At 49.1% G+C, this 17,933-nt stretch carries 16 protein-coding genes; 13 read left to right on the forward strand and 3 right to left on the reverse strand.

Annotation, left to right across the window (positions count from 1 at the left end):
- Positions 1–102: 102 nt before the first annotated feature.
- The 12 genes from B152_RS0117495 (at position 103) to groL (ending at position 14,531) form a co-directional block, all read left to right on the forward strand.
- Positions 103–912, forward strand: coding sequence for a cytochrome C assembly family protein (locus B152_RS0117495; RefSeq protein ID WP_020593735.1), 810 nt, complete (start codon positions 103–105; stop codon positions 910–912).
- Positions 913–1,054: 142 nt separating this feature from the next.
- The gene (gene dusB / locus B152_RS0117500; protein ID WP_020593736.1) at positions 1,055–2,038 is read left to right on the forward strand and encodes a tRNA dihydrouridine synthase DusB; all 984 of its coding nucleotides are present in this window, start codon (positions 1,055–1,057) and stop codon (positions 2,036–2,038) included.
- A gap of 1 nt (position 2,039) precedes the next feature.
- Positions 2,040–3,266, forward strand: coding sequence for a two-component system sensor histidine kinase NtrB (locus tag B152_RS0117505; RefSeq protein ID WP_020593737.1), 1,227 nt, complete (start codon positions 2,040–2,042; stop codon positions 3,264–3,266).
- A 2-nt stretch (positions 3,267–3,268) separates the two neighbouring features.
- Complete coding sequence (gene ntrC, locus B152_RS0117510) at positions 3,269–4,732, forward strand: nitrogen regulation protein NR(I) (protein ID WP_020593738.1); 1,464 nt, start codon at positions 3,269–3,271, stop codon at positions 4,730–4,732.
- Positions 4,732–7,005 carry a sensor histidine kinase NtrY-like gene (locus tag B152_RS24220; RefSeq protein ID WP_020593739.1) on the forward strand — a complete coding sequence of 758 codons (2,274 nt, stop codon included), beginning with the start codon at positions 4,732–4,734 and terminating at the stop codon, positions 7,003–7,005. The genes ntrC and B152_RS24220 overlap by 1 nt, the downstream gene beginning before the upstream one ends.
- A gap of 43 nt (positions 7,006–7,048) precedes the next feature.
- Positions 7,049–8,440, forward strand: coding sequence for a nitrogen assimilation response regulator NtrX (gene ntrX / locus B152_RS0117520; RefSeq protein WP_020593740.1), 1,392 nt, complete (start codon positions 7,049–7,051; stop codon positions 8,438–8,440).
- 27 nt (positions 8,441–8,467) lie between these two features.
- Positions 8,468–9,844: a Trk system potassium transporter TrkA gene (trkA, locus tag B152_RS0117525; protein ID WP_020593741.1), complete on the forward strand. Its 1,377-nt coding sequence runs from the start codon at positions 8,468–8,470 to the stop codon at positions 9,842–9,844.
- Between the two features lie 113 nt (positions 9,845–9,957).
- On the forward strand, positions 9,958–10,605 hold the full coding sequence (locus B152_RS0117530) for an HAD family hydrolase (RefSeq protein ID WP_020593742.1): 648 nt from the start codon (positions 9,958–9,960) through the stop codon (positions 10,603–10,605).
- A 163-nt stretch (positions 10,606–10,768) separates the two neighbouring features.
- A complete protein-coding gene (gene hfq, locus B152_RS0117535; protein ID WP_020593743.1) occupies positions 10,769–11,029 on the forward strand; it encodes an RNA chaperone Hfq in 261 nt (86 codons plus the stop codon).
- A gap of 26 nt (positions 11,030–11,055) precedes the next feature.
- Complete coding sequence (gene hflX, locus B152_RS0117540; RefSeq protein ID WP_020593744.1) at positions 11,056–12,384, forward strand: GTPase HflX; 1,329 nt, start codon at positions 11,056–11,058, stop codon at positions 12,382–12,384.
- Between the two features lie 172 nt (positions 12,385–12,556).
- Positions 12,557–12,844 (forward strand): co-chaperone GroES, encoded by a 288-nt coding sequence (groES, locus tag B152_RS0117545; RefSeq protein ID WP_020593745.1) that lies wholly within the window; start codon positions 12,557–12,559, stop codon positions 12,842–12,844.
- A 31-nt stretch (positions 12,845–12,875) separates the two neighbouring features.
- A complete protein-coding gene (groL, locus tag B152_RS0117550; RefSeq protein WP_020593746.1) occupies positions 12,876–14,531 on the forward strand; it encodes a chaperonin GroEL in 1,656 nt (551 codons plus the stop codon).
- 91 nt (positions 14,532–14,622) lie between these two features.
- Here groL and B152_RS0117555 read toward each other — a convergent pair whose 3' ends face one another.
- Genes B152_RS0117555 through B152_RS0117565 form a run of 3 tightly spaced genes read right to left on the reverse strand, consistent with a single transcriptional unit; the run spans position 14,623 to position 16,657 of the window.
- Entirely contained in the window at positions 14,623–14,922 is a 300-nt protein-coding gene (locus tag B152_RS0117555) for a MazG nucleotide pyrophosphohydrolase domain-containing protein (protein ID WP_020593747.1), read from the reverse strand.
- Between the two features lie 53 nt (positions 14,923–14,975).
- Positions 14,976–16,247, reverse strand: a complete 1,272-nt coding sequence (locus B152_RS0117560; RefSeq protein WP_020593748.1) for a Y-family DNA polymerase — start codon at positions 16,245–16,247, stop codon at positions 14,976–14,978.
- Positions 16,244–16,657: a LexA family protein gene (locus B152_RS0117565; protein WP_020593749.1), complete on the reverse strand. Its 414-nt coding sequence runs from the start codon at positions 16,655–16,657 to the stop codon at positions 16,244–16,246. Before B152_RS0117565 ends, B152_RS0117560 begins: the two co-directional genes overlap by 4 nt.
- A gap of 188 nt (positions 16,658–16,845) precedes the next feature.
- On the opposite strand from B152_RS0117565, the gene B152_RS0117570 reads away from it, so the two are divergent.
- The gene (locus B152_RS0117570; RefSeq protein WP_020593750.1) at positions 16,846–17,871 is read left to right on the forward strand and encodes an adenosine deaminase; all 1,026 of its coding nucleotides are present in this window, start codon (positions 16,846–16,848) and stop codon (positions 17,869–17,871) included.
- The last annotated feature ends 62 nt before the right edge of the window (positions 17,872–17,933 follow it).

The raw sequence follows: 17,933 nt of genomic DNA on the forward strand, positions 1-17,933 counted from the left end.
TCCTACTCATCTCGATTCTTGCCAGTACAGGCCTTCTTACAGTAGTTAGTAGAGAGATTTGAGGCAAAGGCCAACAGTGATGTCTGAAGAAAAGGTGACAAGATGACCGTGTTCTGGAGTATTTTTGCACTGGCTCTGATGCTGCCAGCTGTCTGGTTATCCTGGACACAAAAAACTGAAGAGCAGTCGCTTGTTTACCGGGGGGCACTGTTTCTGGCTCTGGCGGGGCCAAGCTCTGTCAGTCTAGTGCATCTTGGCGGGCATTGGGACAGTGGTATCAGCATATCCCTGTGGCTAACTGTATCCTTCAGCCTTCTGATGTTCTTTTGCCTGTCCTTGATGGAAAAGCAGTTCAGTCGGCTTGCTCCCCTGTTATTGCCATATCTTTTTGTTCTCGCGATTTTTGCTGTTATCTGGCAAGGGCATGTAACTCATCAGAATATCAAGTCGGCAGCAGACTTCTGGCTCACTGTCCATATCATCGCTTCGATTGTGACCTATGCTCTTTGTACTCTGGCAGCAATTGCGGCCTTCAGTGTTTTGCTGAGAGAGCGGGCCTTGAAAGCCAAGAAGATGGAAAGCAGATTTCTGGGGCTGTTGCCTTCTGTATATGATGCAGATCGTTTTCAGGTCAGTCTCCTGACTATGGCCGAGGTCATCCTCGGTTTGGGAATTCTGACAGGAATGGCTCGGCAATATAGTGAAACGTCTGTTTTGCTGCAGATAGATCACAAAACGCTGTTGGCTTTTATTGCTTTTGTCGTGATTGCTGTCCTTCTTGCCCTGCACAGATATATTGGCATCAGGGGGCAGAATGCTGTCCGTTTTGTCCTCGCCGTATATCTGTTGCTGACGCTTGCCTATCCCGGGGTGAAGTTTGTCACTGATTTTATCTTGCCGGAAACATCCTGACATCTGTTGCTGATACAGGGACGGTGAGCAATGCAGTGACACATTTCAGTTTGGCTTATAAATCCTTCGCAATTCCGGTCAAAAGCTGTATAAGAGCTTTGCCCTGCCTAATTGTTAGGCGATAACTTTTGGTGCCCAACAAATGAGCATTTCTATCGGTCCTCTCAAGATTGATGACCCGGTCTTCCTTGCACCCATGTCTGGTGTAACCGACATGCCCTATCGCCGCCTGGTCAAGAGATATGGGGCAGGTCTGGTGATTTCGGAAATGATTGCCAGCCGTGCGATGCTCCAGGAGAGTCGGGAATCTCTGAAACTGAGTACAAACTGTGCTGAAGAGTTTCCCATGGCGGTTCAGTTGGCTGGCTGTGATCCCGAAATTATGGGGGAAGCTGCCAAAATGAACGTTGATCGGGGCGCTGCGATCATTGATATCAATTTTGGCTGTCCAGTCAAAAAAATTGTCACCAAATTCGCGGGCTCAGCCTTGATGAAGGATGAGTTGCTTGCCGAAAAAATTATGGCTCAGACAGTTCGTGCCGTCGAAGTGCCTGTCACGGTCAAGATGCGGCTGGGCTGGGACGATGATCATAAAAATGCTCCCGAGCTAGCCAAACGGGCAGAAAATGTCGGTATCCAGCTGATTACAGTACACGGTCGGACCCGGAACCAGATGTACAAGGGCGAGGCGGATTGGGAAGCTGTGCGGGCAGTAAAAGAAGCTGTTAACATTCCTGTCATTGTGAATGGTGATATTCTGACACCTGCTGACGCTGCGAATGCATTGAAGAAGTCTGGAGCTGACGGCGTTATGATTGGCCGGGGCTGTTATGGCAAACCCTGGCTGCTGCGTGAGGTCATGTCCTATCTTCGTGATGGAACAATTCCTCCATCTCCTTCCTTGCGCGAAACCCTTGATCTTATCAGTGAGCACTACGACGAGATGCTCCATTATTACGGGGTGAGAAAAGGGGTCGCAATTGCGCGAAAACATCTTGCCTGGTATTGCAAGGGCTTGCCGGATTCAGCACTTTTCCGGGCCGAAATAAACAAGGTATCAGAACCAGATCAGGTCAAGGAAATGCTGGAGGCTTACTTTGCTCCCCATCTGGATAAAGTTGCCTGACATGACGAAAGCAGCTGTTGTAAATACCTCTTCCCTTCAGAACACTACGGTTGATCAACAATCAGTAACCAAACCTGTCGATCAGGCCTTTGCAATCCTCAATTCTTTGACAGATCCGGTTTTTGTAATTGATGGTGACAACAGGATTACCTTTGCGAACCAGGCGGCAGAACAGTTTTTGCACAGCAGTACGGTTGTCCTGATTGGCAGCAACCTGAACAGTCATTTTGTCGGGGATTCCCCGCTGGTCCAGCTGGTTGAGCAAACCCGAAGAGAACAGAGCTCTGTTGCTGAATATGGGGTGCGACTGGATACCCCGCGTATTGGAAATCACCTGGTTGCACTGGTTATCTCGCCTGTTCAGGACCAAGCGGATCACTGCGTGGTTACTGTGCAGCAGCAGAGCATTGCCCGCAAAATTGACCACCAGCTGGTTCATCGTAATGCCGCCCGTTCCATAACCGCTATGGGAGCCATGCTCGCACATGAGGTGAAAAATCCTCTATCGGGGATCCGGGGGGCAGCCCAGCTTCTGGAACTTAATGCCGATGATGATGATCGCCAGCTGACACGCCTGATTTGTGATGAGGCAGACCGTATCGTCAAGCTGGTTGATCGAATGGAGATGTTTTCCGATACGCGCCCGCTTGAGAAAACCGCGGTCAATATTCACGAGGTCCTGTCTCATGTCAGGCTTCTGGCTGAATCCGGATTTGGTCAGGGGATCCTCTTTACCGAGCGCTATGACCCTTCTTTGCCCGAGGTATATGGTAATCGGGATCTCCTGATTCAGGCATTGCTCAATCTGGTCAAAAATTCGGCCGAGGCGATTGGTAAAAGCAGCGGGGAAATCATCATCACGACAAGTTACCAGCAAGGCGTGCGTATGCGATTGCCTGGTGGAGGTGAGCGTATGGAATTGCCCATGCTTGTAACGGTCGAAGACAATGGCCCGGGAATTCCCGAGGACTTGCATCGCCACCTCTTTGATCCTTTTGTCTCGACCAAGGCTGGGGGCAAGGGGCTCGGTTTGGCGCTGGTATCAAAGGTGATAGAAGATCATGGTGGTGTCATCGAACTGGAAAGTGCTTCCGGTCTTACGCGTTTTTCCATAAATCTGCCTTTGGCACCAAAGGAAATGAGAGAAGACTTTATTCTGCAAGGGAAGAGTGCTGGATCAGGAAAACGTTCCCCTGTTTCTGGTAATCAGAACAAGGATATCAACTGATTATGAAACAGGCGACAATTCTCATCGCTGATGATGATCAAGCAATCCGTACGGTACTGACACACGCACTTGGCCGGGAGGGTTATCGTGTTCAGGCCGCAAGTAGTGCATCTTCGCTATGGCAGTGGGTTGCCCGCGGCGAAGGGGATCTTGTGATCACCGATGTGGTGATGCCTGACGAAAACGGACTGGACCTGATCCCCAGAATAAAAAAGATCAGACCCGAGCTGCGTATTATTGTCATGTCAGCGCAAAATACTCTGCTTACTGCGGTCAAGGCGACGGAGCGCGGGGCTTTTGAATATCTGCCCAAGCCATTTGACTTGAGGGAACTTTCCCAAACAGTCCGCCGGGCTCTTTCCGAGCCACAGGAGACTATTCCCCAGAAAGCTCCGGTGCCCGAGCCGGAAGAACGTTTGCCACTGATTGGCCGTTCTGTCGCCATGCAGGAAATCTACCGGGTAATGGCCCGGCTGATGGCAACGGACCTAACTGTGATGGTCACGGGTGAATCCGGTACGGGTAAGGAGCTGATTTCCCGCGCATTACATGATTATGGCAAAAGAAAATCCGGTCCTTTCGTCGCTATCAATATGGCGGCAATTCCCAAAGAACTGATTGAGAGTGAACTGTTTGGCCACGAAAAAGGGGCTTTTACGGGGGCGACATCGCGGTATTCCGGAAAGTTTGAACAGGCTGCTGGCGGGACACTGTTTCTGGATGAGATCGGTGACATGCCGCTTGAGGCACAGACCAGGCTTCTCCGGGTTTTACAGGAAAATGAGTTTACGACAGTCGGAGGGCGGACGGCGATAAAGGCTGATGTCAGGATTATCACGGCGACACACAGAGATCTGACACAGATGGTCAAGCAGGGATTGTTCCGTGAAGATCTTTATTATCGCTTGAGTGTTGTGCCTTTGCGGCTGCCCCCTTTACGCGAGAGGTCCGAAGATGTGCCCGAGTTGGTGTCGCATTTCCTCCGGCTCTGTGAGAAAGAAGGGCTTCCCAATAAAGTAATTGATCAAAGTGGGATGGCCGCTCTGAGAAATCATTACTGGACTGGGAATGTCCGGGAACTGGAAAACATCGTCCGTCGCCTGACGGTGCTCTATAGTCAGGATACCATTACTCGTGAAGTGGTTGAAACAGAGCTGAACCTGATTTCAAAAAATGAAAACAGGGAAGGGGCTACGGAAAGAATGGCTCCGGCTTTTAATGAATCTCTGGGGGAGGCCGTTGAGCGTCATCTCAGTGAATATTTTGCCGCCCACTACCCTGAACTTCCTTCAAGCGGTCTTTATGACAGAATCTTGAAAGAGATAGAAAAGCCTTTGATATCATTATCATTATCTGCAACAAACAGTAACCAGATCCAGGCGTCAAAACTGTTGGGTCTAAACAGAAATACCCTCCGTAAAAAAATCAAGGAGCTTGATGTTCCCTTGATAAAAGGAGGGCGGTAATGGTTACTGACAGTCCTGCAGACCAAACTCTCAAATCCCGGCAGGACGTCGGGAGTGATGCGATAACTCGTCCGGGTTTCTGGACACGCTTTCTTGTCTGGGCCAAACGTGTCGGGCTGGAGCGTAAACTTGCTGTTGTCCTGCTGATCAGTGCAAGCATCAGTGGGATAACCACCTTTTCAGCTCTTACGGGTGATTTATCCCAGGCCATTGATCCAAAATCCCTGCTGTTCCTCCTCACGATGGATTTCATTCTGCTGATGGGTCTGATCGCGATTGTTGTGCGCAGGCTGGTTCTTTTGTGGATTGAACGAAAACGCGGGCTGGCTGGATCGAAACTTCATTCCCGCCTTGTTGGTCTTTTCAGTATTGTTGCCGTAACCCCAACCATCATTGTTGCTGTGGTGTCCGTGGGATTTTTTGAATATGGCTTGCAGGGCTGGTTCAATGAGAGGGTAAGCACAGCCGTTAAAGAATCTTATGCTGTTGCAGAATCTTATCTGCAGGAACATCGGCAGGGGATAACGGCGGATGCTCTTTCCGTATCTATTGACATCAGCCAGTCGTTGAATTCTCTGACCCAAAATGAAGAACTCTTTGATGAGTTTCTTACTGATCGGGCGAACCAGCTTAATTTGACAGAGCTGGTTGTTTTTGACCAGTCAGGCCAGGTCCAAGGCAAGGCCGCCTTCAGCTTTATGTTGAATTTTTCTCCGGAAATACCTGAGTTTGCTATTAAAAATGCCATTAATGGCGAGGTGGTTATTCTTTCTGCTGATAATGATGACCGCGTACGGGCCCTGGTTTATCTGGGAGGGTTTGACGGGTCATTTCTTTTGGTCGGACGTCTGATTGACCCCAACATCCTGAAGCATATCGAAAGAGCGAAAAAAGCGGTTTCGCTCTATACGGATCTTGAGGGGCAACGTTCGGGCTTTGTGCTGACTTTTGCACTGATCTTCGCGATTGTTGCTCTTATGATTCTTTTGGCTTCCGTCTGGGTTGGCCTGGCTTTTTCCAATAATCTGTCGGTTCCGATCGGTAATCTGATCGCTGCGGCTGAAAAAGTAAGAGAAGGCGATCTGGAGACCCGTGTTACCTCCAGCCAAACTGATGATGAGATCGGGAAACTTTCCCGCACCTTTAATCTCATGACCGGGGAGTTACAACGCCAACAGCAGGAGCTTTTGCGCGCGAACAATCAGCTTGATGAACGGACGCGCTTTATCGAAGCGGTTCTGGGAGGGGTCACCGCAGGGGTTATCGGGTTGAATGTAGAGGGGGTTATTACTCTGCCAAACCGTTCTGCTTCTGCTTTTTTTGCGGAACATATCGAAGAGCTTCGGGGCAAGCCAATTTCTGCTGTCATGCCTGAAGTAACCGAACTTGTAAATGAAGCCCGGGATCGTCCCTTGCGCCCTGTGGAAAAGCATCTTCCCTATATCCAGGAAAATGGCAACCAGCGTACGCTTCTTGTCAGGACTGTCGCTGAACTGGGCGATGATTTTGAAATCATCGGGTTTGTGATTACTTTTGATGACATTACTGAACTTGTTTCTGCCCAGAGAAAAGCAGCCTGGTCGGATGTTGCGCGGCGTATTGCGCATGAAATTAAAAATCCGTTGACCCCGATACAGCTTTCGGCAGAGCGGTTAAAGCGCAAGTATCTGAAGGAAATTGAAAGCGACAAGGAGACTTTCATCCTTTGCACCGATACGATCGTACGTCATGTTACGGATATTGGTCGAATGGTCAGCGAATTTTCTTCCTTTGCGAGAATGCCTGTGCCGGTAATGACAGATACCAGCCTGACCAAGATGATGAAGGAAGCTGTTTTCCTCCATGATACATCCCAGAGTTCTATTCGTTATGAAACCAATCTTCCTGATCAGGAGATTATCCATTCATGTGATCCGGAACAGGTCAACCGGGCATTGACGAACCTGTTGTTGAATGCAGCTGAATCTATCGAAGGAAAAATAGAAGAGAATCCTGCTGATGACTCGGCGGTGATTTCTTTGACCTTGCACCAAAGTGAAAACCGAACCACCATCACCATCGCTGATACCGGAAAAGGACTTCCTGCAGGCAACAGAGAGCAGCTGACCGAACCTTATGTTACCAATAGAGTGAAGGGAACAGGGTTAGGACTGGCAATTGTGAAGAAAATTATGGAGGACCACGGAGGCTACCTTGTTCTTGATGATAATTTCGATCAAAATGGCAAGGTGATTGGTGCCCGGGTACAACTGATTTTCCCTGATAAAGCGTAGCGCTCGTTCACTCTTGTTTTAACTTCTGAGCAGTAGACAATTCATGGCACGTGACATTCTGATCGTCGATGATGAAGCAGATATCAGGATGGCCCTTAGAGGCATCCTGGAAGATGAGGGCTATTCAGTTCGTGAGGCCGCCAATAGCCAGACAGCACTAGATGCAATTCACTCTCGGAAACCCAGCCTTGTTGTCCTTGATATCTGGCTTAACAATTCGGAGCTTGACGGGATTGGCATTCTTGAGGCGATCAAGCATGACTATCGGGATTTGCCTGTGATTATGATGTCCGGTCACGGGACAATCGAGACTGCCGTGAGCGCGATCAAAATCGGGGCGTATGATTTTGTCGAAAAGCCCTTCAAGTCTGACCGTTTGCTCCTGATCATCAATCGGGCGCTTGAAATATCCGATCTTCGCCGGGAGAATGAGCGTTTGAAGGTCCGGGCTGCGGTCCAGTCCTCCCTTATTGGGACTTCAGTTCCGGTCCAGCACCTGCAGCAGGCTCTGGATAAAGTGGCACCGACCGGCAGCCGCGTGCTGATCACAGGCCCGGCAGGAGCAGGAAAAGAAGTGGTTGCACGACAGTTGCACCAGCAGTCCAAACGGGGAAGTGGCCCTTTTGTTGCCCTGAATTGTGCAACCATGCATCCGGACCGGCTGGAAAGCGAACTCTTTGGTACTGAAATCAAGGGAGAAAGCGGCGAGGTATCCATTCACGTTGGTACCTTTGAACAGGCCCATGGAGGAACCCTTCTGCTGGATGAGGTGGCTGATATGCCGCTTGAAACCCAGGGGAAGATTGTTCGTGTTCTGCAGGAGCAGGCCTTTTCCAGGGTGGGGGGGGATGTTCTGGTCGAAGTTGATGTTCGGGTAATTGCTGCGACAAACAAGGATCTTCAGGCCATGATTGCGGCAGGTCAATTCAGAGAAGATCTTTTCTATCGATTGAATGTCGTTCCTCTTAATATTCCTGCTCTAAAGGAGCGGCGGGAGGATATTCCCTTGCTCGTTGAGTATTTCATGGATCTTGCCGCCCAGACCAATGGCATGGCATCCCGCCCCCTGGCCCAGGATGCCATGACGTCGCTTCAGGCTTATGACTGGCCAGGGAATGTGCGGCAACTGCGCAATGTCATTGACTGGTTGCTGATCATGGCACCGGGCGAGGGTGGCAGCACAATCTCTGCTGATATGATGCCGCCTGATATAGGATCAATTTCACCTTCTGTTCGTTCAGGTGAGGCAGGACAAGAAGATCTGATGTCGCTGTCTTTAAGGGACGCGCGCGAACTTTTCGAAAAGCGCTATCTTGAAGCCCAGATACTCAGATTTGGTGGAAATATCTCGAAAACATCTACCTTTATTGGTATGGAACGATCCGCACTCCATCGCAAACTCCGGACTCTCGGTATCTCGACAGACCGTGGTTGATCTGATCCAGGAAGTTAGGAACCCGTTATGAAAGTTGTGATTTGTGGCGCTGGCCAGGTCGGGTTTAATATTGCCCGCTATCTTGCCAGTGAGAACGCCGACATCACTGTTATTGATCGCGATCCGGCTCTGATCGACAAGATCACGGACTCTCTTGATGTCAAAGGTGTTCTCGGTTTTGCTTCGCACCCGAATATTCTTGAAAAAGCCGGTGCCTCTGACGCGGACATGATTATCGCTGTGACACACGCTGACGAGGTGAACATGGTTGCCTGCCAGATTTGCCATTCGCTTTTCGACGTTCCGACCAAGATTGCCCGTATTCGCGAACAAAACTATCTCGATCCGCTGTGGTCTGATCTCTTTACCCGCGACCATATGCCGATTGATGTGATTATTTCGCCTGAAATTGAAGTTGCAGAAGCGATAGAGCGCCGGTTGCAAATTCCGGGGGCTTTTGATGTTTACCCGCTGGCGGACGGGAAGGTAAGCCTGATCGGAGTTCACTGTACTGAAGAAACACCGATTATTCATACGCCGCTACGACAACTGACCGAACTGTTCCCGACCCTCAATGTTGTTGTGGTTGGAATATCTCGGCAGGGCAGGGGGTTTGTACCAACACCAGATGATGAATTGCGTCCTGGGGATGACATCTATCTTGTGCTGGATCATGCGCATCTGAACCGGACGATGGATGCTTTTGGACATTCCGAGACTGAGGCCAGACGTGTGGTCATTATTGGTGGAGGCAACATCGGGCTTTACCTTGCCAAGACGATGGAAGAAAAACACCCCCAGGTGAAACTCAAGCTTATCGAGCTTGATAAAAAACGTGCTGAATTTGTTGCGCGATCCTTGAAAAAAACCGTGGTCATACACGGGGACTCGCTGGATGCAGAAATACTTAATGAGGTAAATATATCGACCACGGAAACCATTGTTGCTGTTACTAACGATGATGAAGTCAATATCCTGACATCTCTGCTGGCCAAAAGACATGGCTGTCGCCGGGCGGTAACCCTGATCAATACAACATCCTATACACCCCTCATCAGTACTCTGGGAATTGATACGGTCGTCAATCCACGCAGCATTACTGTTTCAAATATTCTCCAGCATGTTCGGCGGGGGCGTATTCGTTCTGTTCACACGATTGCGGACGGGTTTGGCGAGGTGATTGAGGCCGAAGCACTTGAGACTTCCAGTTTGGTCGGCGTTCCTTTGCGGGATGCCAAATTGCCCTCTGGCGTGATTGTCGGGGCGATTGTCCGAGATGGGGAAGTCATTATACCTCGTGGAGAGACCGTCGTTCGGTCCCAGGATCTGGTGGTGATCTTCTCTTCGGCCGAAGACGTGAAGAAAATTGAAAAACTCTTTGCTGTTAAGCTGGAGTTTTTCTAAAGCGTACTTTTTTGGGGAAGGTCGGCTTCAGCCCAATTTGTGCCTGAATTTTCTGATTTAAAAGTAATTTACGGCTGCAGATCAGATACGTATTTGAAAGATATATTGTTGCGATGACTCATATTTTACCCAAGGCGATGATTTTTGACTGGGATAACACCCTGATTGACAGCTGGGTGATCATTCATCACGCACTGTCTGTGACTTTTCAGGAAATGGGGATGACACCCTGGAGCCTCGATGAAGCAAAAGACCGGGTCCGGGCATCGGCCAGAGACAGTTTCCCGGCAATTTTTGGCAAGGATACAGAAGTTGCGACCCGAATTTTCTATAACACCTATGAGGCAAGTCATCTCGACGTTCTTACGCCGCTGAGCGGCGCAAGGGAGTTACTGGATCTGGCGCGTGTAAAGGGAATATATCTCGCGGTTGTCAGTAACAAACAGGGACGTATTTTGAGAAAAGAAGCCGAACATCTTGGCTGGAGTAGTCTCTTTGGTCAGTTGATTGGTGCTACAGATGCCCCAAAAGACAAACCGGACCCCTATGTTGTTGAGCTTGCCCTGAAAGAAAGCGGCCTTTCTGCCGGCAAGGATGTGTGGTTTGTTGGAGATACAGATATTGATCTGATCTGCGCACATAATGCCCAGTGTTATCCGGTTCTGGTACGGCCTGAGCCCCCGGCTGTCGGAGAGTTCCTGGGGCATGCCCCGTCACAGTATGTTTCTTCTTGTGATGAACTCAAAGAGTTACTTCTGTGAATCGTTTGCGCCTTTTCTTCGGTGATTGACGATGGGGGGTTGTAATTCCCTGCTAGAATGCTAAAGAATCTCACATGCCTGTCTTTGGTGGGCATAACCCCAAAAGCTAACAAGACAAACCAATAAAAACACCCAAGAAAAAAACAAAAGGGGATTACACGCGATGGCCGCGGAAAAATCACAGAACGTACAGGATGTTTTCCTGAATACGATTCGCAAAAACAAAGTCCCGGTAACGGTCTTTTTGGTCAATGGTGTCAAATTACAAGGTATTATTTCCTGGTTTGACAACTTCTCGGTTTTGCTACGACGTGATGCGCATGCGCAGCTCGTATACAAACACGCAATTTCCACAATCATGCCTGCGACACCAGTTCAGCTCTTTGACCCTGTTAAAGAAGAAGAAGCTGGAGCCGCATCTTGACCCATCAGGGGTTGGTTGAAATATAGATGGCTTCTCAGCAAAATGATGATGGCGTGGACCGTGATACAAGGGTCCGCGCCATTGTGCTTCACCCCGAGCTCAAAAAGGGGCGTAAATCTTCACGGTCTGCGGAAGCGCGTCTTGAAGAGGCCTATGGTCTTGCCTTGGCAATTGACCTTGATATTCGGCTGCAGGAGGTCGTAGCTGTCGCCCGCCCCAAACCTGCAACGCTATTGGGGTCCGGGGTCATTGAAAAGTTCCATGACTTTATCAAGACAGAGGAAATCGAGGTTGTTATCGTCGATACCTCTCTTACGCCAGCCCAGCAAAGAAATCTGGAGCGTGCCTGGCATGCCAAGGTTATAGACAGAACTGGCCTTATTCTCGAGATTTTTGGCGAAAGGGCCAGAACCAAGGAAGGCAAGCTGCAGGTTGATCTTGCCCAGTTGAGCTATCAGCGTTCCCGGCTTGTTCGCTCCTGGACCCACCTTGAACGGCAACGTGGGGGAGCAGGTTTCATGGGCGGGCCGGGTGAACGGCAGATCGAGATTGACCGCCGCTTGATTGACGAGAAAATCATTCGTCTGAAGGCAGACCTTGAACTTGTCAAAAAAACCCGTGAACTGCACCGTTCCGCCCGGAAAAAGGTTTCCTGTCCCGTCGTTTCTCTTGTTGGTTATACCAACGCGGGGAAATCTACTCTGTTTAACCGTTTGACGAACTCGGATGTCTTTGCCCAGGATTTGCTTTTTGCCACGCTGGATCCAACCATGCGGCGGGTAACTCTACCCTCGGGCAAGGAGATCATTCTCTCGGATACGGTCGGGTTTATCTCGGAGCTTCCGACAACTCTTATTGCTTCTTTCAGGGCGACCCTTGAAGAGGTGCGTGAAGCGAACATCCTTATTCATGTCAGGGATATGTCGCATGAGGATACCGAGGCGCAGAAGGATGATGTCAAAGCTGTTTTAACCGGACTGGATTTGGATTCCGAAATTCAGGATTCCATGCTTGAAATCTGGAACAAATCGGATCTTCTTTCGGAAGAAGCCAGGATCGCTCTGGGCATACAGGCCGAGCATAACGAACTGACAATGCTCTGTTCGGCGGTAACTGGACAGGGGTGTTCTGAACTTCTGCTCAAGATTGACGAGATCCTGCAAACGCAGGATCAGGTGGTTGAATTCGATATTTCCTATCAGAATGGCGCTGCCCTTTCCTGGCTTCATGAACATGGTGAGGTTCTGGAACAGGAGCATCATGAAGAGGGGGTGAGGATATCTCTTTCAATTTCCCAGGCAGAGATGGACAAGTTTGAAAGTAAGTTCCGTATTCCGCATCTGGGCAAGGAATAAGCCGGATTTTCCATTTTTTGAGATGTTTTTTTATGTCTCGAGTTGACATCCGGCACCCCTCATCCTATATCGCTGTTAGCACTCATCAAGCGAGAGTGCTAACAATTAAAAAAACTCTCGCTGTTGTGTGTCCGAAATTCAATTTTAATCCCACTCTGGATGGAGCTAATCCATGAACTTTAAGCCTCTTCACGATCGTGTCGTAGTTGAGCCACTGGACCAGGAAGAAAAAACTTCCGGCGGCATCATCATTCCTGACACTGCAAAAGAAAAACCAATGCAGGGTAAAGTAACTGCCGTTGGTACTGGCTCTCGTGGCGAAGATGGTAAAGTTGTTCCACTCGACGTTAAAGAGGGCGACACCGTCCTTTATGGAAAATGGTCCGGTACCGAAGTCAAGCTTGGCGGCAAAACACTGCTGATCATGCGTGAGTCCGACATTATGGGCATCCTTCAGTAAATCTGGATCCGAGTTTAAGGAATAGAATATTATGGCTGCTAAAGAAGTAAAATTTGGTACTGACGCACGCGACAAGATGCTGCGCGGCGTTGATATCCTCGCTAACGCTGTAAAAGTTACCCTCGGTCCAAAAGGCCGTAACGTTGTTCTCGACAAGTCTTTCGGCGCTCCACGTATCACCAAAGACGGTGTTTCTGTTGCCAAGGAAATCGAACTTTCTGATAAGTTCGAGAACATGGGCGCACAGATGGTTCGTGAAGTTGCTTCCAAAACCAACGATGTTGCTGGTGACGGTACAACAACTGCAACCGTTCTGACCCAGGGTCTGGTTCGCGAAGGTGCAAAAGCTGTTGCTGCTGGCATGAACCCAATGGACGTTAAGCGTGGTATGGATCTGGCTGTTGAGACAGCCGTTGCTCACCTTAAGAGCAATGCCAAACAGATTTCTACAACTGCTGAAGTTGCACAGGTTGGCACTATCTCTGCTAACGGCGAAAAAGAAATTGGCGATATGATCGCTGAAGCTATGGAGCGCGTTGGTAAAGAAGGCGTTATCACTGTTGAAGAAGCAAAATCTCTGGCAACTGAACTTGACGTTGTTGAAGGTATGCAGTTCGACCGTGGTTACCTTTCTCCATACTTCGTAACCAATGCAGAGAAAATGGTTGCCGAACTGGAAAACCCATACATTCTGCTGCACGAGAAAAAACTCTCCAACCTTCAGTCCATGCTGCCGCTTCTTGAAGCTGCTGTACAGTCCAGCCGTCCTCTGTTGATCATCTCAGAAGACGTGGAAGGCGAAGCGCTTGCAACTCTGGTTGTTAACAAACTGCGTGGCGGTCTGAAAATTGCTGCTGTTAAGGCTCCAGGTTTTGGTGATCGTCGTAAAGCAATGCTTGAAGACATCGCGATCCTGACTGGTGGTACAGTGGTTTCTGAAGACCTCGGCATCAAACTGGAAAACGTTACCCTCGATATGCTCGGTACTGCCAAGCGTGTGAACATCACCAAAGAAGACACCATCATTGTTGATGGTGCTGGTGATCGTGATCAGATCGAAGGTCGTTGTAACCAGATCCGTGCACAGGCTGAAGAGACTTCTTCTGACTACGACCGTGAGAAATTGCAGGAGCGTCTGGCTAAACTGGCTGGCGGTGTTGCTATTCTTCGTGTTGGCGGTGCAACCGAAATGGAAGTTAAAGAACGCAAAGACCGCGTTGAAGATGCCATGAACGCAACACGTGCTGCTGTTGAAGAAGGTATTGTTGCCGGTGGTGGTGTTGCTCTGCTCAATGCAGTTAAAGCTCTTGCCGACCTTAAAGGTGCAAACAACGATCAGAACGTTGGTATCAACGTTGTTCGTCGTGCACTTGAAGCTCCAATCCGTCAGATTGCTGAAAACGCTGGCTTCGAAGGCTCCATCGTTGTTGGTAAAGTATCTGAAAGCACAGAAGCTGGCTTCGGTTTCGATGCCCAGACTGGCGAATACCTGAACCTCTTCAAAGCAGGTATCATTGATCCGGTTAAAGTTGTTCGTACAGCCCTTCAGGACGCAGGTTCTGTTTCTGGCCTGATGATCACAACCGAAGCAATGGTTGCTGACAAGCCAGAAGACAAAGGCGCTCCTGCAATGCCTGATATGGGCGGCATGGGTGGTATGGGCGGCATGGGTGGCATGGGCTTCTAAGCCTGCCAGACCAGACGTTCACGTTATTGGAAAGGGAGGCTTCGGCCTCCCTTTCTTTATTTTGTGCCCTAATTTGACCAAAAGCAGAAACTCAAATATCAGGAATATGTTTTCCTGTACCATCTCCTGCAGCTCGCCATTTTCGTGCCCGGTTTGTCGCCATTTTTCTGTTGATCTCTTCTGAAAATGTGAGGTCATACTGCGCAAGCAACCTCTTCAAAAGGATGACAACATCAGCTGTTTCCTTGCCGATTTCGCTTTTGTCACCAGTTTTGACCGCCTCAAGTAATTCGGTCATCTCCTGCATGGCTCTGGTGACGAGCTTGACGGGATCGTCTACAGGGCCAAATGTTTCCTCTGCCCAAAGACATATACTTTTCTGGGTCTCCATCTGGTTCCTTTCAATACAAATAAGTTGAGAACAATCAACTGACCTACACCGTTTTAGCCTTTAACCTGTAACAGGCCAGACCATTGTGTTGTATAGCCTTGTGATCTTAAATTCTGGTTCATTTTCCAGCAGTCATAATGGTCTCGGGTGCCATAGTGTATGGCGGCATTCCCAAAATCCCTGTCGATAAGGTCGAGAGCGCAGGACAGCTTTTCTGATTTTTGATCCTGGGGGGAGAATAGACTGTTTTGTACTGATTTTTCATTTTCGAGATCAAGAAGAAAAAGTCCTGCTTTTTTATAAGAGTAACCCTCTCTGTATATCTCCCTGATACCTGCCAGCGCTGCTTTGGTAATCTCACCTGTGCTTCTGTTGGCAGTTGGCAAGCCCATAACGATATTCGGGCGATACTGTGGAGCATCCGGTTTATGCCGGTTTGTGCGCAGAAAAACCGAGACGGTTCGGCAAAGCATCTTCCCCCGAAGGAGTTTCTGGCTGGCAAGCTTACAGAACACACTTACGGCCTCGTCAAGTTCTTCACGCTTTGTGACGAGAGAACCAAAAGACCGGGAAACCAGGACACTTTTTCGATCCTCAGGGTAATCATCCAGCTGTATACAAGCTATACCCCGAAGCTCCTGATGAATACGCAGACCTGTCACCCCCATCGCTTTTCGAACCAGAGCAGGAGGGAGATTGTAAAAATCCTGTGCCGTTTGGACAGCAAATTCTTCCAACTTCTGAGCAGAGCGAGAGCCAATTCCCCATAGATATCGTACATCGGTTTTCTCCAGAGCAGATTGTTTTCTATCAGGAGGTCTCAGATTCAGGGTCCCCCCCGTTTCGGGAGTCTTCTTTGCCAGCTGGTTGGCCAGTTTGGCGAGAGTTTTGCTCTCCCCGATACCAATGGAGACAGGCATGCCTGTCGAGGTGAGAATCTTGACCCGCAGGTCACGGGCAAAGGTTTCAAGATCGCTTTCCGGCAAGTCAGGTAAAGAGATAAACCATTCATCTATGGAGTAGGGTTCCACCTGTGGGCAGACTTCTTCGAGCAGATCCTGTACACGTTCGGAGATGTTTCCGTATAGGGGATAGTTGGACGAAAAGACCCGAACCCCGGATGTCTCTATCATCGGTTTGATTTTGAAGTAGGGAGCGCCCATGGGAATCCCCAGGGCCTTGGCTTCATCAGAGCGGGAAATGAGGCAGCCGTCGTTGTTGCTGAGAACAACAATCGGTTTATCTGCGAGCCAGGGTTTGAAAAGACGTTCGCAGGAGGCGTAAAAATTATTGCAGTCAACCAAAGCAAAAATTGGTTTGTTCATGGAACCAGGCGCCGGATTACGCCAACAGCTGTTCCCCAGATCTGGCAATCTGTGCGGTGGGTTAACTGGATCGGTTCATAGTCCTTGTGCGCAGGGACAAGTGCCCAGCGGTTATTTTCTTCCATCAGGTATTTGACAGTGAAATCCCCATCGATCACAGCAAGAACAATCTGTTTGTGTGCTGGTTTGATGCTGCGGTCTACGACCAGTATATCCCCGTCATAAATACCTGCCTCTGTCATGGAATGCCCGCTTACTCTGACAAAAAAGCTGGCTGCTGGGCGCTCGATCAAATAGTCATTTAAATCCAGTGCACATTCCATATGGTCTGCTGCCGGCGAGGGGAAACCTGCCGATACAGATGTAAAGAACGGAAGTGTTTTTTTTGAATCAGAAATGATTGAGAACATAAAGTGAACATACAAAATATTTTATATTCGATCAAACTGTATATTTTCCTAATCCTCTCTGTTGATGAGAGCGTGTTTTAATGATTTTGCAAGAGAAGCATGTTCTTATGGACCTGGAAATATCTCGTGTTTATTTCCATTTTTTGGAGAAGGCAGTAAAATTCCCCTGAAAGAAAAAGGAAAAACACATGACGGACCTGAGCAGTTTCATTAATGCCCTCCCGAAAGCAGAGCTTCATCTCCACCTTGAGGGATCCCTTGAGCCGGAAATGATGATGGATCTGGCAAAGAGGAACGACATAGATCTTCCCTATAAAAATGTTGAAGAGATTCGTCAGGCCTATGCCTTTACCAATCTCCAGGATTTTCTGGATATTTATTACAAAGGTATGAGTGTCCTTCAGACCGAAGAGGACTTTTATGACCTGACCCTGGCCTATCTTGAGAAGGTTTCCCGGGAAGGGGTGGTTCATGCGGAAGTGTTTTATGACCCACAGGGGCATACAGGCCGGGGGATACCTTTTTCCGTGGTTACAAATGGCATTTTACGCGCGCTTGATGATGGCCGTGAAAATTATGGGGTCAGCTCAGAGCTGATCATGTCTTTTCTGCGTCACCTGAGCGAAGAGGAGGCTTTCGCGACCTTGCGCGAGGCAGAGCCCTGGTTTGATGGACGTATTATTGGTGTCGGGCTGGATTCTAGTGAACTGGGACATCCGCCCTCAAAGTTTCAGCGCGTTTTCGCTGCGGCGCGGGAAATGGATCTTTTATTGGTTGCTCACGCCGGGGAAGAGGGGCCGTCGGCTTATGTTCGCGAGGCTGTCGAGCTCCTGAAAATTGACCGCCTAGATCACGGGAACAGAACTCTCGAGGATATCGAACTGACAGAAACGCTCGCTCGATCAGGGATAACCTTTACCGTCTGTCCGCTTTCCAACCTGAAGCTTTGCGGTGTCCCGGACATGAAAGAGCATCCCCTGCGCAGGATGATGGATGCAGGTTTGAAGGTGACGGTTAACTCTGACGACCCGGCTTATTTTGGGGGCTATATGACGGCAAATTTTTTATCTGTGGCCCAGGCTCTTGATCTTTCAAAACAGGATATCGCTCAGTTGTGCCGTAATTCAATTGTCGGCTCTTTTTTGACTGAGGGGGAAAAAGCAGTGCATATTGCTACTATAGATCAGGTTCTGCTTCAGCCTTGGGATTGTTAGTTGGGTTATTGAAAAGCAAATAAGAGATTAAATTAAAACAACAGGATATCGTCATATTTTGA

The sequence above is a fragment of the Kiloniella laminariae DSM 19542 genome (assembly GCF_000374005.1).
Classification (GTDB): Bacteria; Pseudomonadota; Alphaproteobacteria; order Kiloniellales; family Kiloniellaceae; genus Kiloniella; species Kiloniella laminariae.

Excerpts from the sequence above, each read along its gene's own strand:
- B152_RS0117495 (WP_020593735.1), top strand. The coding sequence starts at position 103 with ATGACCGTGTTCTGGAGTATTTTTGCACTGGCTCTGATGCTGCCAGCT.
- dusB (WP_020593736.1), top strand. The coding sequence starts at position 1,055 with ATGAGCATTTCTATCGGTCCTCTCAAGATTGATGACCCGGTCTTCCTT.
- B152_RS0117505 (WP_020593737.1), top strand. The coding sequence starts at position 2,040 with ATGACGAAAGCAGCTGTTGTAAATACCTCTTCCCTTCAGAACACTACG.
- ntrC (WP_020593738.1), top strand. The coding sequence starts at position 3,269 with ATGAAACAGGCGACAATTCTCATCGCTGATGATGATCAAGCAATCCGT.
- B152_RS24220 (WP_020593739.1), top strand. The coding sequence starts at position 4,732 with ATGGTTACTGACAGTCCTGCAGACCAAACTCTCAAATCCCGGCAGGAC.
- ntrX (WP_020593740.1), top strand. The coding sequence starts at position 7,049 with ATGGCACGTGACATTCTGATCGTCGATGATGAAGCAGATATCAGGATG.
- trkA (WP_020593741.1), top strand. The coding sequence starts at position 8,468 with ATGAAAGTTGTGATTTGTGGCGCTGGCCAGGTCGGGTTTAATATTGCC.
- B152_RS0117530 (WP_020593742.1), top strand. The coding sequence starts at position 9,958 with ATGACTCATATTTTACCCAAGGCGATGATTTTTGACTGGGATAACACC.
- hfq (WP_020593743.1), top strand. The coding sequence starts at position 10,769 with ATGGCCGCGGAAAAATCACAGAACGTACAGGATGTTTTCCTGAATACG.
- hflX (WP_020593744.1), top strand. The coding sequence starts at position 11,056 with ATGGCTTCTCAGCAAAATGATGATGGCGTGGACCGTGATACAAGGGTC.
- groES (WP_020593745.1), top strand. The coding sequence starts at position 12,557 with ATGAACTTTAAGCCTCTTCACGATCGTGTCGTAGTTGAGCCACTGGAC.
- groL (WP_020593746.1), top strand. The coding sequence starts at position 12,876 with ATGGCTGCTAAAGAAGTAAAATTTGGTACTGACGCACGCGACAAGATG.
- B152_RS0117555 (WP_020593747.1), bottom strand. The coding sequence starts at position 14,922 with ATGGAGACCCAGAAAAGTATATGTCTTTGGGCAGAGGAAACATTTGGC.
- B152_RS0117560 (WP_020593748.1), bottom strand. The coding sequence starts at position 16,247 with ATGAACAAACCAATTTTTGCTTTGGTTGACTGCAATAATTTTTACGCC.
- B152_RS0117565 (WP_020593749.1), bottom strand. The coding sequence starts at position 16,657 with ATGTTCTCAATCATTTCTGATTCAAAAAAAACACTTCCGTTCTTTACA.
- B152_RS0117570 (WP_020593750.1), top strand. The coding sequence starts at position 16,846 with ATGACGGACCTGAGCAGTTTCATTAATGCCCTCCCGAAAGCAGAGCTT.